This window comes from Streptococcus infantis (genome assembly GCF_047460825.1).
GTDB lineage: Bacteria > Bacillota > Bacilli > Lactobacillales > Streptococcaceae > Streptococcus > Streptococcus infantis_V.
In genome coordinates this window covers 42,647-58,155 of record NZ_JASHFO010000003.1, presented here as the reverse complement: position 1 = coordinate 58,155, position 15,509 = coordinate 42,647, and the positions used below count along the sequence as shown (strand labels likewise).

Here is a 15,509-nt window from a genome sequence, read left to right as displayed (position 1 = left end):
CTCCTAGTCCACAAATTCAAACTCAAACTTACCGATACGAACTAAATCTCCATCCTTGGCGCCACGGGCACGGAGAGCTTCATCAACTCCCATACCACGCAACTGACGAGCAAACTTCATGACAGACTCATCACGGTCAAAGTTAGTCATATTAAAGAGTTTGATGAGTTTTTCACCTGAAAGTACCCAAGTTGCATCATCATCACGACTAATTTCAAATGATTTTTCTTCTTCATCAAAGCCATAATAAACTTCTTCTTCCATTTCTGACTCATCATAAAGAAGGAATTCTGGGGTCTTATCAAGAAGTTCAGCCGTTGCGTCCAATAAAGGTGCTAAACCTTGTTTGGTCAAACCTGATATTGGGAAGATTGGCGGTAATTCCTCAAATTCATCATAATTAGCAGCCAATTTTTTCTTGAACTCTTCAAGGTTTTCCTGACTCTCTGGCATATCCATCTTATTAGCAACAATGATTTGGGGACGCTCCATCAGACGAAGGTTGTAAGATTCCAACTCTTTGTTAATAGCTAGATAATCTTCGTAAGGATCGCGACCTTCACTGGCTGACATATCGATGATGTGAAGGATAACGCGAGTACGCTCAATATGGCGAAGGAACTGAGTTCCCAAGCCCACGCCTTGACTAGCACCTTCAATCAATCCAGGGAGGTCTGCCACTGCAAAGGACTCACCTGATTGGGTACGGACCATACCAAGATTTGGTACAATCGTGGTAAAGTGGTAGGCACCAATTTTAGGTTTTGCAGAGGTAATTACGCTGAGCAGAGTTGATTTTCCAACTGAAGGGAATCCAACCAAACCAACATCAGCAAGAATTTTAAGTTCTAACTGTAATTCGCGCTCCTGACCAGGTTCTCCATTCTCAGAGATCTCTGGAGCGGGATTTTTTGGTGTTGCAAAACGGATATTTCCACGACCACCTCGACCACCGTGAGCAACGATAAACTCTTGGCCGTGCTCAATCAAGTCAGTGATGACTTTTCCAGTCTCAGCATCACGCACAGTTGTCCCTTGAGGTACACGAACAATTAAGTCTTCTGCCCCTCTACCATGCATTCCTTTGGTCATCCCTTTTTCACCCGATTGGGCTTTGAAATGACGATTGTAACGGAAGTCCATCAGGGTACGTAAACCTTCATCTACAACAAAGACAACGTTACCACCACGGCCTCCATCACCGCCCCATGGACCGCCATTAGGGACGTATTTTTCACGGCGAAAGGCAACCATCCCATCGCCACCATTTCCAGCCTTGACCTTGATCTTGGCTGTATCTAAAAACATACTCATATTCTTTTCTCACTCTAAAAAGGGCTGGGAAATCCCAGTCACCAACTATTACTACTTGCTAGAAAATCTAGCATTTTAAAATCTGCTAAATACACCGATGGCTGTAGCAAAGATACCTGCTAGGGTTACAAATAACATAATCAAAACGACAAACATTGTTAGTTTTTCAAAGAAAGTTTTTTTACGTTTCCCATTATCACCAAATGCCATTTTTTCTCCTTTACTATAATACTCTAATCTTAAAATTCATCTGATACAGGAGCGATTGCCCACAAGATCAAGTAAGCAATTAGTCCAGCACCATAACAGAAAGCTAGAACTCCCCAAACCACACGTACAATTGTAGGGTCAATATCAAAATAATTAGCTAAACCAGCGCAGACACCACCGATTTTTTGATCTCTACCACTTCTCATAAATTTCTTTTTCATATTTTTATTTCCTTTCTTTGATTCGATTAATCGTTCAAATATTTTCTTAAATGACTCAACTGTTTTCTAGAAGCTTTCAACATACGTCTTGAACCCTTGACCGGCATAGACACTGCTTGTTGTGGTATATAAAATACTGTCTTTAAAATGCGTTTCGTAACAGGTTCATCTGCAGTCAATTCTTTTTCAAAATTATTTGAAATAATAACATCTAGATAGAATTCATGAACTCTCTTAGCAAAATTCTCAGCTGAAATTTCATACAATTTTTCAGCCAAAAGTTTCTCATCCATCTTTGGAGTTGCAATTAAAGCTTCTAAAATAGCCCCTGCTAGATCTCTCTCTTCATAATAAAGAGTTCCAAACATTTTATAATTGATGAGGTTATCAAGATAGGGATTTCCATGAGCTATCACCGGAGTCTTACTTGCAAGACTTTCAAGATAGGTCAAGCCTTGCGTCTCACTAGTTGAAGCTGAGATAAAAAAGTCAGCAGCCTTATAGTAAAGTGCGGTCTCACTTGGGGCAATCATCCCTGTAAAAATAACAGAATCTTGAATCTGTAAATCTGATGCTTGCTCCTTGAGATTTTCCAGATAAGGACCATCTCCAGCTACGACTAATTTAACATTTTGTTCTTCTTTTAGAACATCTGGAAATGCTGCCAGAACGGCTTGAATATTCTTCTCGTAAGAGACACGTGAAAGGCTAAGAAGCATCTTTTCATCTTCCTTAATACCTAGTTTAACCCGTAAGTCTGCGATATGTTCTGGTCCAATCTCAGGTCGTTCAAACTTGGCTAGCTCAATCCCTGTAGGAATAACACGCTTTTCAACTTTTACCTTATAGTCAAATAAAAGGTCACGCACAATTTCACTCGGACAAATCACGCCATCAACATCATGAAGGAAGCCTCTTACAAGATACCTGACCATACCTGGACGAATCAACATCCCTTTAGCGATATAGTGAACATAATCTTCGTACTGGGTATGATAGGTATGAATAACAGGGATTTTCAACTCACGCGCTATCCAAATCCCTAATAAACCAAGAGAAAACTCAGTCTGTGTATGAATAATATCCAGCTTGTATTGTTTTGCTATCTCAAGAGCTTTTGTAAATCCACGATAGGCGAAACGTCGATCCTTAAAGGCAAAGAAAGGAACACTAGGGATACGGATAATCTGCCAGTCTTCATAACGATTGACATCCTTATCGGTTGTCGTGAAGATAAAGACGGCATGCCCTTGCTTTTCAAGTTCTGTTTTTAAGGTTCGAATACTGGTCGCAACACCCGAGACCTGCGGGAAATAAGTATCTGTAAATAATCCAATTCGCATATACTACCTCATTTTTTTCCTAAAGCTGCTTGCTCCCGATAGAATTTTAGCCAGATTTCAAGAAGATGCTCTTCTGAATATTCTCTTGAAATGGCCTTAGCCTTTTCTTTCAACTCTTTCAACGCTTCTGGATGCTCTCGGTATTCCAAGATAGCCTCTTTCATCTCTTCTACATCACTTGTTGGTCTGTAATTTCCTTCAAGAATGACCTTGTAAAGATCTAAATCACGAAGCATAATGGGTGCTTCACAACTCGCAGCTTCTAGAATAGTCATTGGAAAGAGCTCGTTATAACTTGGAAGCAAGAAAAGATCAGCCAAGGCATAGAATTCTCTCATCCTTTCTGGATCAACAATCCCTGGGAAAATTAGATTTTCAGGAGGGTTATCCATAATCTTTTTATAGCGTTCATAACCATCGGTTATTCCCCCAAAAGAGAAGCCACCAGCCCAAATAAAAGTGATATCAGGTAATTCCTCAGCTAGAGTGATAAAGTCATCTATTCCTTTACGCTTCTGAACCTGACCTGCACCAACGACTACAAACTGATTCTCATCAATTCCCATATCTTTACGAAGTTGTTCAACTTGCTCTATAGGAAGTGGATGCCATTTTTCTTTGTTGACAAAGTTAGGAATATAGGTCACTTTTTCACGTGGAATTCCAGCAGCAACCAAATCCTCAATGAAGCTAGGATTGACAACAACCAGATGCTCCATTCGGTCGTAAAAAGAAAATACATAGCGTTTGACAATCCCCTTTAAGAAGAATGGAATCTTCAAACTACCTTCCAAGGTATCCGGTAAGAAGTGAACATAGCCAATCTTACGACCAGAACGTTTTTTCTGAAAGGTCGAGAGGTAATAAGGAAAATCAATCGTATGAAAATGAGTAACATCCGCTTCGATTGGAAGATTTTCAGTTACGATCAGTTGGTCTTTCGCATCTCGTTTTAAAAGCTGCACCAGTTCACGGTAAGCGCCAGACACACCTTGGCCTGCCACTTTTTCACTTGAACTTAGCATGTTGATGCGTAATTTCTCTTTTTCCATAGTAACCATTATACCATTTTCTTCAAATAAAATCAGCAAATAAAAAGAGAGATAGCATAAAAGCTGGGAATTCCTGGCGTCTACACTATTTCTCTTTTCATAATATACTTACTTGATACCTAAAGCGATACGAGCGTAACGGCTCATTTTCTCAACTGTCCAAGCTGGATACCATACTAATTTGACTTCAACGTTAGTAACTTCTGGAACATCTGTCATAACATCATAGATTTGGTCAGTTAAAAGATCTGCCAAGGGACAACCCATGGTTGTCAAGGTCATATCAATTTCAGTCTCACCTGTATCGCCATCAAAACGAATCTCGTAAATCAAGCCTAGATTGACAATATCAATCCCCAATTCAGGGTCAATCACTTCTTCTAGTGCTGTCAAAATACGTGTTTTGATATTTTCGATTTGTTCTTCTGTGTAAGCCATCTTCACTCTCCCTCAACTTAATCTTCAATGAAATCACGAAGTGGTTTGCTTCGACTTGGCTGGCGAAGTTTTCTCAAAGCTTTGGCTTCAATCTGACGAATACGTTCACGCGTTACGTTAAAGACTTTACCAACATCCTCCAAGGTACGCATTTTCCCATCGTCAAGACCAAAGCGGAGACGCAAGACATTCTCTTCACGGTCAGTCAATGTGTCTAACACTTCATCCAACTGCTCACGCAAGACGATACGAGTTGTATAGTCCACTGGATTTTCAATCACTTCATCCTCGATAAAATCACCAAGGTGGCTGTCATCCTCTTCACCAATTGGTGTTTCAAGAGAAACCGGCTCTTGGGCAATCTTGAGAATTTCACGAACCTTGTCAGGTGTCATATCCATGCGTTCAGCGATTTGTTCAGGAGTTGGATCTTGTCCCAACTCTTGAAGAAGATTACGTTGTTCACGAACAAGCTTGTTAATGGTTTCCACCATGTGAACTGGGATACGGATGGTACGAGCTTGGTCAGCAATGGCACGAGTAATAGCTTGACGAATCCACCAAGTCGCATAAGTTGAGAATTTGAACCCTTTAGAGTAGTCAAATTTATCAACGGCCTTCATCAAGCCCATGTTTCCTTCTTGGATCAAGTCAAGGAACTGCATTCCACGTCCAACATAACGTTTAGCGATAGATACTACCAAACGAAGGTTCGCTTCTGCAAGGCGTTGTTTAGCTTCGATATCACCCGCTTCAACTGCAAGGGCCAATTCTTTTTCCTCTTCATTTGTAAGCAGAGGAACAACCCCGATTTCTTTCAAATACATACGAACAGGGTCATTGACCTTAGCTGAGGTTGAACCAATCAAATCTTCATCAGTCAACTCTGGTTCTTCCTCAGTGCTCAAAACACGCGCACTTGGATTTCCTTCGTTGTCCGTAATTGAGATACCAGCATCTTGAATACGTTGCAAAAGATTCTCAATACCTTCCACATCTAAAGTGAAGGGAATTACGAGGGCGTTATTGATTTCGTCATCTGTAGCCGTACCAGTTTTTTTATGATTGCGAATAAATTCCGCTACTTGGACGTCAAAGGTTGTTACTTCTTTTTGTTTTGTTGCCATTCTTACTCCATTCTTCTTTTTTTGGCAATTAAGCGTTCTAGCTCTTCTAATGCGGTGTCTGTATCACCGACATGGCTAGCTTCCTGAACTTTCTTTTTAATTTGCAGATTTTCCTGATTCAAAAGAGCTCTTTTTCGAGACTCTTCCACTTCAGCTAACTCGTGAGGGGACATCTCAGGTGGCAAATCTAAGGCTAGGACTTGATACCAAGCACTCTCCACTTCTCTAGTCTGATGAGCCAAATCCTCAGACGAGATACTTCCATTATCAATCAAGAGTCCATACAAGGTCTGAAACTCTGGAGTTTCAAAAATAAAGTCATCTCTTAAGCGGTAGTCATTGAGCACCAAAGGATGTTCCATCATTCGATAGAGGATATGGGCCTCCGCTCTCATCACTGCTGTCAGTTGCTTTGTGACAGACATGGTGACAGGACTCGGACTATAGGTCTCCTTGACCTTCTCCTTTCTCTGTCTGACACGACTTTCATTGACAATATGTTCGACTTGCTGATAGTCAAAAGATGGCAAGTGATCCGTCAAAATGTGAATGTAGGAATTCTGAGCTGTGATAGATGGTTCCTTGGCGATTAAGGGAGCAATTTTCTCTATAAATTCAATTTGAGCTTGTAGATTTTCACTATTTTCAGGTCTGAAATGATGAATGTAAAACTCAACAGGACTAATGCGTGTATTGGTTAAGAGATAAGCCAAGTCTTGAGGAGAGTTTTTCTGCAAATATTCATCCGGATCCATCGCGTCAGGAATCTGGACTACTTGGACAGGTATATCTTTAAGCTCGTCCAAGGCTTTAGCCGTCGCAGCTTGCCCAGCCTTATCTCCGTCATAGGTGACGATCACTTTTTTGGTAAAGCGTTTCAGATGCTCCACATGTTCACTCGTCAGTGCGGTACCCATAGAAGCAACTGCATTTTCAATACCAGCACGATAAGCCGCAATGACATCCATAAACCCTTCCATCAGGTAGATTTCAGGAGCCTTGCCCGATCCTTTTTTTACCCTCTCCAAATGATATAATTCGTAACTTTTGTTAAAAATTGCCGTCGCTCGACTATTTTTATACTTTCCAGTTTGAGAATCAGTCTCTTGCCATACACGACCAGAAAAGGCAATCACCTTTCCTTGATCATTTGAAAGAGGAAACATAATGCGATTATGAAAGGTATCAAAGAATTGGTTACTCTCAGATAGATAAAACAAACCCGAATCCAGCAAGTCCTTCTCACTATAATCATCTGCTAAACGCTGATATAGATAAGAGCGTTCTGCTGGAGCTAAACCAATCATAAAATGCTTGAGAACATCATCTGTTAAGCCACGTTTATAGAGATAGTTTCTCGCCTCTTCACCCATCTTAGTCGTCATGAGAATGGCATGATAAAAACGAGCGGCTTTCTCATGCATATCGTAGAGATTTTGATGGGGAGACCTAGGCTGTACAGAACCTTGAACAGGCGCTGCCATCTGAATCCCAAGTCTCTCAGCTAATATCCTCACCGCATCCGCAAAAGTTACTTGCTGATACTCCTCAATAAACTTAAAAACATCTCCAGAACGACCACATCCAAAGCAGTGGTAAAACTGCTTATCTTCGACCACGTTAAAGGAAGGGGTCTTTTCACCATGAAAAGGACAGAGCCCTAAAAAGTTCCGTCCAGATTTTTGTAAAGAAATCACTTCTCCTATGATTTCGACAATATTGGTATTGTTTTTGATCTCTTCGATGAGTCTCTTGTCAACCATAAACAATACCTCCATTTTATCACAGTTTACTCTAACTAGTATAGCTTATTTCTGAAAAAAAGTAAACCATTTCATACACTTTACATGAGACTATTTCATAAGTTTCCAGCTATCATGAAAAACTGAATCTTCTGAGCAAATCATTCTAATATTTGAAAGAAAAACAAAAGAAATAAAATCCTATTTCACTTGATCTTCGAGATTATTTTTCAATATTCTGCTAATATACTGACCATCTTTTCTACTAATACAAGCCGTTGCAAAAGTCATAGGTGCTATATAAACTTCTCCTCTATATGATGGGTCGGTCAATACAGGCATAGAATAATAGGCATTCTTTTTATTTTTAAGGTCAATAAACCATTTACCTCCTAGGTGCTTACGGAAGGTTTCACCGATATAAACGGTCAAATAATCCAACATCTGGCGGTCTGCTATCAAAACATGGTGGTCTTCGTAGTGAGCCAAGATCCAAGCCTCCAAATCATCCAAAGACTGCATGCTATAGTCTAAATGAAGGACTTGTTCCTCAGCAAACTCCCTAGTAAAATAGTCCATCTTAAATCCAATTTGAAAAATCCATTCTTGAAAATCTTCTTGTGTGTATGCCATATTTTTATCTCCTTACTTTTATCAATGTTTAAGATTCTTATATTGATTATACTCCAAAGTAAAACTGATGAATAGAAAAAAACAGTAATATTTAAAATTCACCAAAAAACTTAGAAGCAAAAGCCTACTTCTAAGTTTTTAAGGATGCTTGATTTAAAAATTATCTACTCAAAAAGTTGATAGTAATCAGAAATCTTCATCTTGGCTTTTTCATCCTTATTCAAATCTTGGATGATTTGTCCATCTTTCATAACAATCAAGCGATTTCCATACTTGAGAGCATCTTCCATATGGTGGGTAATCATCAATGCTGTTAGATGGTCCTTGCTGACAAAGTCATCTGTCAATTCCATCAAAGCAACACTTGTTTTAGGGTCAAGGGCAGCTGTGTGCTCATCCAATAAAAGGAGTTCAGGACGTTTCAAGGTCGCCATCAAGAGGCTCAAGGCCTGTCTTTGTCCACCTGACAAGAATTCAATCGGTGTATCCAAGTGTTTTTCTAGACCATTTCCGACTTTCTCAATAGTTGCTTGAAATTCTTCCTTGTAAGCTGAGAGTCTTCTCGGAAAAAGTCCACGTTTTTCACCACGAAACTTAGCAATCAAGAGGTTTTCTGCAACTGTCATACGTGGAGCTGTCCCCATCTTAGGATCTTGAAAAACACGAGAGAGATACTTAGCACGTTTCTCAGGGCTGAAATGAGTCACATCCTCGCCCATGATACGAATGCTACCGCTGGTTAAAGGTAAAGTTCCCGCAATGCTATTAAAGAGGGTTGATTTCCCTGCACCATTTCCCCCCAAGATTGTGATGAAGTCATGTTCATAAATATCAAGTGAAACATCGTTTAGGATAATCTTTTCTTCGTCAAATCCATTTGTCACAATTTTTGTGGCATTTCTTAATTCTACAATTGCTGTCATTTACTTAACTTGACTCCTTTCAAGTATTTATCCTTAAGGGTTGGAATTACCAAGCAAGTTGCCAGGATAAGAGCACTGTACAAACGGAGGTAGCTCGTATTAAAGCCGAGAGCAATAACTCCCCATACCAAGAATTGATAGCTGATGGAACCAACTACAATAGTAACCAAGCGTTCTGCTAAGGTAAGACTCTTAAAGAGAACCTCACCGATAATCAAGCTGGCAAGACCAACAACGATAACACCGATACCACGAGAGACATCCGCATAACCTTCTTGTTGAGCAATAAGTGCACCAGCAAGTGCGATTACACCATTTGACAAGACCAAGCCCATAAGCTCCATACGTCCTGTATTGATACCAAAACTACGAGCCATATCTGGATTATCCCCTGTAGCGATATAGGCCTGTCCAAGTTTGGTATCTAGGAAGAAAAGCATGAGAAGAATAACCAAAGTCACAAAAATTAAACCTGTCAGTAATTGATTAACCTCTGATGAAAATGGAAGAACATCTTGGATTTGCTTGGTATTTAAAAGCCCAAGGTTTGCTCGTCCCATAATCATGAGCATGATAGAATGACAAGAAGTCATCACCAGAATTCCAGACAAGAGTGTTGGAATCTTTCCTTTGGTATACAATAGACCAGCTGCTAAACCAGCAAGACAACCTGCTCCTACAGCCGCTAAAGTCGCAAGAAAAGGATTAACCCCTTGTGTAATCAGAGTAACTGCTACTGCTCCTCCAAGTGGGAAGGAACCCTCAGTTGTCATATCTGGAAAGTTCAGGATACGGAAGGTCATAAAGATTCCCAAACCTAGGATAGCCCAGACCAATCCCTGTGAAATAATAGATATTAGCATGTTTGATTCGTTTCCTTTATTCTAAAAATTGGAGGAGATGTCTCCAACTCCTCCTTTATTCTTATTCGATTACTTGACCAGCTTCTTTGAGAACTGATTCAGGAATTGTGATTCCAAGTTCTTGAGCAACTTTTTTGTTGATTACTGATTTACCAGTTGAGAAGACATTAACTGGTGTATCTGCAGGTTTTTCACCCTTCAAGACTTTGGCAATCATTTTACCAGTAGCAACACCAAGATCGTGTTGGTCAACAACGACTGATGCCAAACCTCCAGCTTCTACCATGGCAGTCGCACTTGGGTAGATTGGTTTTTTAGCTGTTTGGTTACTTGATACTACAGTTGAGAATGCAGATGCGATTGTGTTATCGATTGGAACCCAGATTGCATCTACTTTACCAGTCATAACGTTCACTGTTGAAGCAATTTCGTTAGTTGATGGAACTGCGAATGTTTCTACTTTCAAACCTGCTTTTTCAGCGTAAGTTTTAAATTCTTCAACTTGTGATTTTGAGTTATCTTCACTACTTGAGTAAAGAGCTCCAACCGTTTTGACATCAGGTGTCAATGTTTTGATCAATTCAACCTGTTGTTCAGCAGGGTTGTGGTCAGATACCCCTGTGATGTTCCCACCTGGTTTTTCCAAATTTTGTACAAGGTTAGCACCAATTGGGTCTGTGATAGCTGCCATGATAACAGGAAGGTCTTTTGTTGCACTTGCAAGACCTTGAGCTGCTGGTGTTGCAATACCAACAACGACATCATTTCCGTTTGCCACCAATTGTTTACTCATTGTCGCAACCTTACTTTGGTCACCTTCAGAGTTCATAAAGTCGATTTTAACTTGGTCACCTTTATAGCCTTCTTCAGCAAGTCCATCTTGGATACCTTGGTAAATCAAATCGAGTGACGGATGGCTTACAAACTGAAGAACACCAACCTTAGCTGTTTTATTAGCTGTCTCAGTTTTAGTTTCTTGTTTCGTTAAGCCAGAATATACTAAGCTTCCACCAACTACAAGTGCTAATGCTACGATAATACCGAGTAGACGTTTGTTTTTCATAATTTTCTCCTTATTTCTTCTTACCTTATTATTTTTTTATTCAATCACTTATTCAAGCGATGCCATCGTTTGATTTCCATAATTTTTTCCTCCCCATAGAAAAAGTCCTCACACAAAAAACTTGTGTGAGGACGTCGATGCGCGGTGCCACCTCAATTATAGGAACTAGTCCTATCGCTCTTACTCGCTAAAACGAGTTGCACTGTAAGGTGTGCTCACCGAATTCTTATGATTTCAAATTCTTAATAACATTCAGCCCAATTTTCATCACTTCCACCTATCTGTTTCCACCAACCACAGACTCTCTAAAAAATTTTAATGATTACTTTCTGAATGCTTAAATTATATCATTTTACTAAAACTTGTCAAGGGTTTTCATGAAATATTTTAAATATTAACAAAAATTCCCACGTTTTTTATAAAATCTAACTTGGATCAGCCTGAATTACGTAATCCTGTAGCAATTCCGTTGATAGTTGTATGAATCAATCGTTCTTCATCTGAAGATAGCTCACCTCGACGTTGACGCTTAATTAATTCCAACTGAATATAGTTAAGGATATTGAAATAAGGCATGCGGTAGTTGAGACTGTCTTTCAAATAAGTATTTTCTGCCAACAGCTCCTCATGGCCTTCAATAGCCAAGATAACGTCCTTAGTCAACTGCCATTCATCCAAGATAGTATAGTAGATTGCTTGTACTTCTTCACTTTCACAAAGTTTAGCGTACTCAAAGGCGATATTCATATTTGATTTAGATAATACCATGTCTACGTTAGATAGGAGTGACTGGAAGAATGGCCAGTTTTGATACATTTCACGAAGGAATTCAATATTTTTAGGATCTTGATCGATAAATTCCTTAAAGCTTGAACCAACTCCATACCAACCTGGGAACATAACACGACTTTGTGACCATGAGAATACCCAAGGAATAGCACGTAGACCACCAATTTCAGTGATTGTTTTACGAGCTGCTGGACGAGAACCAATATTGAAACTTGAGATCGCCTTGATTGGACTAGATTCAAAGAAATAATCATAGAAATGTTCATTTCCAAATACGAGCTCACGGTAGATATCGTAACTACGTTCTACTACTTGGTCCATGATGGCTTCATAGCGATTTGACGTATTGGTATCACTCTTCTTCTTGGTAATCATACGGTTGATAGCTGCTGAAACCAACATTTCAAGGTTATAGTAGGCTGCATCCTTGTTTCCGTATTTGTTGCCGATAACTTCCCCTTGCTCTGTCAAACGGATACGATCCTTGATGGACTTGAGCGGTTGAGAAGCAATGGCATCATAAGTAGGGCCACCACCACGGCCAACGGTACCACCACGACCATGGAAGAAGGTTACTTTGACTCCAAATTCGTCACCAATAGCTGTCAATTGTTGTTGGGCCTTATAAAGTGTCCAACAAGATGATAGATAACCGCCATCCTTATTACTATCAGAGTAGCCAAGCATGATTTCTTGGTAATTGTTTTTAGAAGCAATCCATTTCTTAGCAAGTGGTAGAGAGAAATACTTTCTCATTGTTTCTTCAGAATGGTCCAAGTCCTCAATTGTTTCAAAGAGAGGAACAATCTGAACACGCGCTTTTTCAGCATCCACCAGACCAACTTCTTTTAGCATAATAGCCAACTCAAGCATATCTGACACGCTTGTTGCATGAGAGATAATTGTTTGACGAATGACATCTTCTCCTAAACGGTCTTTTAATTCACGTGCTGTTTTGAAAATAGCTAATTCTTTTTCGAGCAGTTCAGACTTCTCAGCATGAGTCGCTGACAAGATTCGAGGATCTTCTAATAATTCATGCAATAGCAAGTCACATTTTTCATCTTCTGATAAATCACTATAGTGGTCATTGATTCCAGCAGATGCCAACAATTCTGCCACACAGGCTTCATGGACGCTTGAATCTTGACGCATATCGATAGAAGCCAAGAAGAAACCAAATACTTCTACAGCTTCTAAAAGTTCTGCAAATTCACCTGTGAGTAAGGACTCTGCCTTGTTTTCAAGTAATGAATCCTTAATAGTATATAGATCTTTTTTGAACTCTTCAACTGTTTCATAAAATGGTGGGCGATCTTCAGCCAGTTCTTGAATAGCTCCTGAAAGTCGATTGCTAATATAGTCTGTAATCACTCCTTGTTGATGCCCTTGAGTAGCAAGAAGACGTTCAACAGGGTGACGTTCATCAGCTGACGAGCCAACAACAGACCATTCTTTTAAATTCAAGAGAGTTTGAATCAATTTGGACTGAATCAAATGAAAGGCACGACGATAGGGTTCTTTCTCACGAAAGACGGATGTATCTCCAGACTGAGCAGCCATTTCTTCAACTGCTTTACTAGTTTTTGATAAATTCGTTGAGAGAGAGAAGGTACGATAGAGACTAGAAATCTTACTAATATAATAGTTCAAGATCACTTCACTTTGGATAGTAGCAGAACGCATAAGTGTTTCAGCTGTTACAAATGGATTTCCATCACGGTCTCCACCGATCCACATTCCCATAGTAATTGGTTTGGCTTGTTTAAGATCAATACCTTGTTCTTTTGCTAGACGCTTGTACTCTAACATCAAGTTAGGGACAGCCTGTAGGAAGGAACTATTGTAGTACTCCATCACGTTAGTGATTTCATTGGTTACTTTTAGTTTCTTCTCCCGAATCATATCAGTCTGCATGATAATCTCAATATAGCGACGAAGATCATTATGCCATTTTTCTTTGTTAATGAGTCCCATTCTCACGTCACGATATTTACGTAAAAGGGTATGGATATGAGTGGTCAAATCCAACATACTCTTACGTTGAACCTGAGTTGGATGGGCTGTCAAAACTGGTACCACATTCAAGTGTTCAAGAATCTCGGCAGCATTTTCTTTTTCAGCCACCATTTTAATAGTTGTTGACAATTTACCCAAATAGTCTTGATCAACATTATTTAGGTGGTTAATCTCATAAGCCAAGTCAACGTCTTCAGAGATGTTAATTAAAAGAGGCAAAATAGAGAAGTATCTAGAAATGTAGACCATCTCATCATTTGAAAGCCCTGTTACTACTTTATCTAGCCCTTGATAGTCAAGTTTTGAAGAAAGTTCCTTCAAGTGCATAATCTTATCGAAGGTTTCAGCAGGAAGCATATTTTTTGTGATATCTTCCAGCATATCTGTCAAGATTTGCACTTCTTCTTGTACGACCGTTTTGTTACTATAATTTTCTAACTTTTGAAGAGACATTTTTTTCTCCTTGTTATCTATGTCTTAAAGCTGTGCTTCGTATTCACTAAAAAGTCGCGCACGCTTCTCACTGGCATCAATATTTAATACAAATGCTATGGCTACCGAAAGAACCAAGAGGCTATTCCCCCCTTGCGAAAGAAAAGGGAAGGTTACTCCTGTTGAAGGAATCAAACCTGATATACCTCCGATATTAACAAATACCTGTATCAGTATCATACCACCAATACCAATTGCTACCATCGAGTTGAAAGGATCCCTTGCTCGAATACCTACCAAAATGATTCGGAGAATTAAGAAGAATAGGAGAGCAAGAATAAGACTTGCTCCTACAAATCCAAACTCTTCGATGACAATTGAAAAGACAAAGTCTGTATGGGCTTCTGGCAGATACCCTCGTTTTTCAATAGAATTTCCTAATCCCAGACCAAACCATCCTCCATTAACCATGGCATAGTAGGAATTGGCCAACTGGTGTCCAGCTCCAGCCAAGTCATTAAATGGGTTGAAAAAAGCACTGAACCGCTTGGCAACATAACCAAATACAGGAATTTTAGAGAATTTCTCAACACCGATTATCCGAATGGCTGTTAAGGAAACCATAGAGACACCAGCTAGTAAGCCCAGAATAGTTGTGAACCACCGATAAGCTATCCCACTAATGGTATACATTAGCAAGGATACTAAAATCAAAATGGTAGCATTCCCAAGGTCTGGGAAAATCGCCAAACTACCAATCATAACCAGTAGAACAAAACGCCAATCATTAAATGCTCTTGGCAACCACTGATTGAGGGTTAAAACTTGGAAGTCGTATACAGCTATTTCATCCTGTTGTTTTGAAAAACGCTGTGCTAGATACCAGACAATAATAATTTTCAAATACTCTGCTGGTTGAATCGTGATGGGACCAACCTTAATCCAGCCATAGGCACCGTTGACAGGAATCCCAATTAAACGCGCTAGTGCTAGAAGTATCAGCTCAACAAACATGACGATAAAGAGTAATCGCTCATTTCGCAGAAATCCTAATTTCAATTTATAAATCAAGGCAATTAAAAACAAACTGGCTATCCAGAAAATTCCTTGGTTTCGAACCAGTTGTAAGGTGCTTTTCCCCTCTTGGATAAGAGTTGCACTAGTTGTCGAATATACTACTATCAATCCTAAAATGGATAACAGTAAATAAGGAATCAAAATGGAATAATTCAGCAGGTGCCTTTTACTTATTTTCATATGTCACCTATCTTTCGGAAAAATATTTTTATTTTCCCTTATTATTTCTAGTTTTACATGCTATTATACCATTTTTTAGGCTA

At 39.5% G+C, this 15,509-nt stretch carries 14 protein-coding genes; all 14 read right to left on the bottom strand.

Going from position 1 to position 15,509, the window contains the following annotated elements; genetic code table 11:
- Positions 1 to 3 precede the first annotated feature (3 nt).
- A complete protein-coding gene (gene obgE / locus QM911_RS01735; protein WP_414312913.1) occupies positions 4 to 1,314 on the bottom strand; it encodes a GTPase ObgE in 1,311 nt (436 codons plus the stop codon).
- 75 nt (positions 1,315 to 1,389) lie between these two features.
- A complete protein-coding gene (locus QM911_RS01730) occupies positions 1,390 to 1,524 on the bottom strand; it encodes a DUF4044 domain-containing protein (protein WP_000863850.1) in 135 nt (44 codons plus the stop codon).
- Positions 1,525 to 1,553: 29 nt separating this feature from the next.
- Positions 1,554 to 1,745, bottom strand: a complete 192-nt coding sequence (locus QM911_RS01725; protein ID WP_301559964.1) for a PspC domain-containing protein — start codon at positions 1,743 to 1,745, stop codon at positions 1,554 to 1,556.
- A gap of 26 nt (positions 1,746 to 1,771) precedes the next feature.
- Positions 1,772 to 3,088: a glycosyltransferase family 4 protein gene (locus tag QM911_RS01720; RefSeq protein ID WP_414312912.1), complete on the bottom strand. Its 1,317-nt coding sequence runs from the start codon at positions 3,086 to 3,088 to the stop codon at positions 1,772 to 1,774.
- 8 nt (positions 3,089 to 3,096) lie between these two features.
- The gene (locus QM911_RS01715; protein WP_414312945.1) at positions 3,097 to 4,149 is read right to left on the bottom strand and encodes a glycosyltransferase family 4 protein; all 1,053 of its coding nucleotides are present in this window, start codon (positions 4,147 to 4,149) and stop codon (positions 3,097 to 3,099) included.
- Positions 4,150 to 4,248: 99 nt separating this feature from the next.
- A complete protein-coding gene (locus QM911_RS01710; protein ID WP_414312911.1) occupies positions 4,249 to 4,578 on the bottom strand; it encodes a metal-sulfur cluster assembly factor in 330 nt (109 codons plus the stop codon).
- 17 nt (positions 4,579 to 4,595) lie between these two features.
- Complete coding sequence (rpoD, locus tag QM911_RS01705; RefSeq protein WP_000201894.1) at positions 4,596 to 5,705, bottom strand: RNA polymerase sigma factor RpoD; 1,110 nt, start codon at positions 5,703 to 5,705, stop codon at positions 4,596 to 4,598.
- Positions 5,706 to 5,707: 2 nt separating this feature from the next.
- Positions 5,708 to 7,468, bottom strand: a complete 1,761-nt coding sequence (gene dnaG / locus QM911_RS01700; RefSeq protein WP_414312910.1) for a DNA primase — start codon at positions 7,466 to 7,468, stop codon at positions 5,708 to 5,710.
- Between the two features lie 180 nt (positions 7,469 to 7,648).
- Positions 7,649 to 8,080, bottom strand: coding sequence for a hypothetical protein (locus QM911_RS01695; RefSeq protein ID WP_414267827.1), 432 nt, complete (start codon positions 8,078 to 8,080; stop codon positions 7,649 to 7,651).
- Between the two features lie 164 nt (positions 8,081 to 8,244).
- On the bottom strand, positions 8,245 to 9,003 hold the full coding sequence (locus QM911_RS01690; protein WP_414312909.1) for an ABC transporter ATP-binding protein: 759 nt from the start codon (positions 9,001 to 9,003) through the stop codon (positions 8,245 to 8,247).
- The gene (locus QM911_RS01685; protein ID WP_223140889.1) at positions 9,000 to 9,866 is read right to left on the bottom strand and encodes an ABC transporter permease; all 867 of its coding nucleotides are present in this window, start codon (positions 9,864 to 9,866) and stop codon (positions 9,000 to 9,002) included. Before QM911_RS01685 ends, QM911_RS01690 begins: the two co-directional genes overlap by 4 nt.
- A 61-nt stretch (positions 9,867 to 9,927) precedes the next feature.
- Positions 9,928 to 10,929, bottom strand: coding sequence for a tryptophan ABC transporter substrate-binding protein (gene trpX / locus QM911_RS01680; protein ID WP_414312908.1), 1,002 nt, complete (start codon positions 10,927 to 10,929; stop codon positions 9,928 to 9,930).
- Positions 10,930 to 11,364: 435 nt separating this feature from the next.
- The gene (gene ppc, locus QM911_RS01675) at positions 11,365 to 14,190 is read right to left on the bottom strand and encodes a phosphoenolpyruvate carboxylase (protein WP_414312907.1); all 2,826 of its coding nucleotides are present in this window, start codon (positions 14,188 to 14,190) and stop codon (positions 11,365 to 11,367) included.
- 24 nt (positions 14,191 to 14,214) lie between these two features.
- The gene (gene ftsW / locus QM911_RS01670) at positions 14,215 to 15,426 is read right to left on the bottom strand and encodes a cell division peptidoglycan polymerase FtsW (protein WP_414312906.1); all 1,212 of its coding nucleotides are present in this window, start codon (positions 15,424 to 15,426) and stop codon (positions 14,215 to 14,217) included.
- Positions 15,427 to 15,509: the final 83 nt, after the last annotated feature.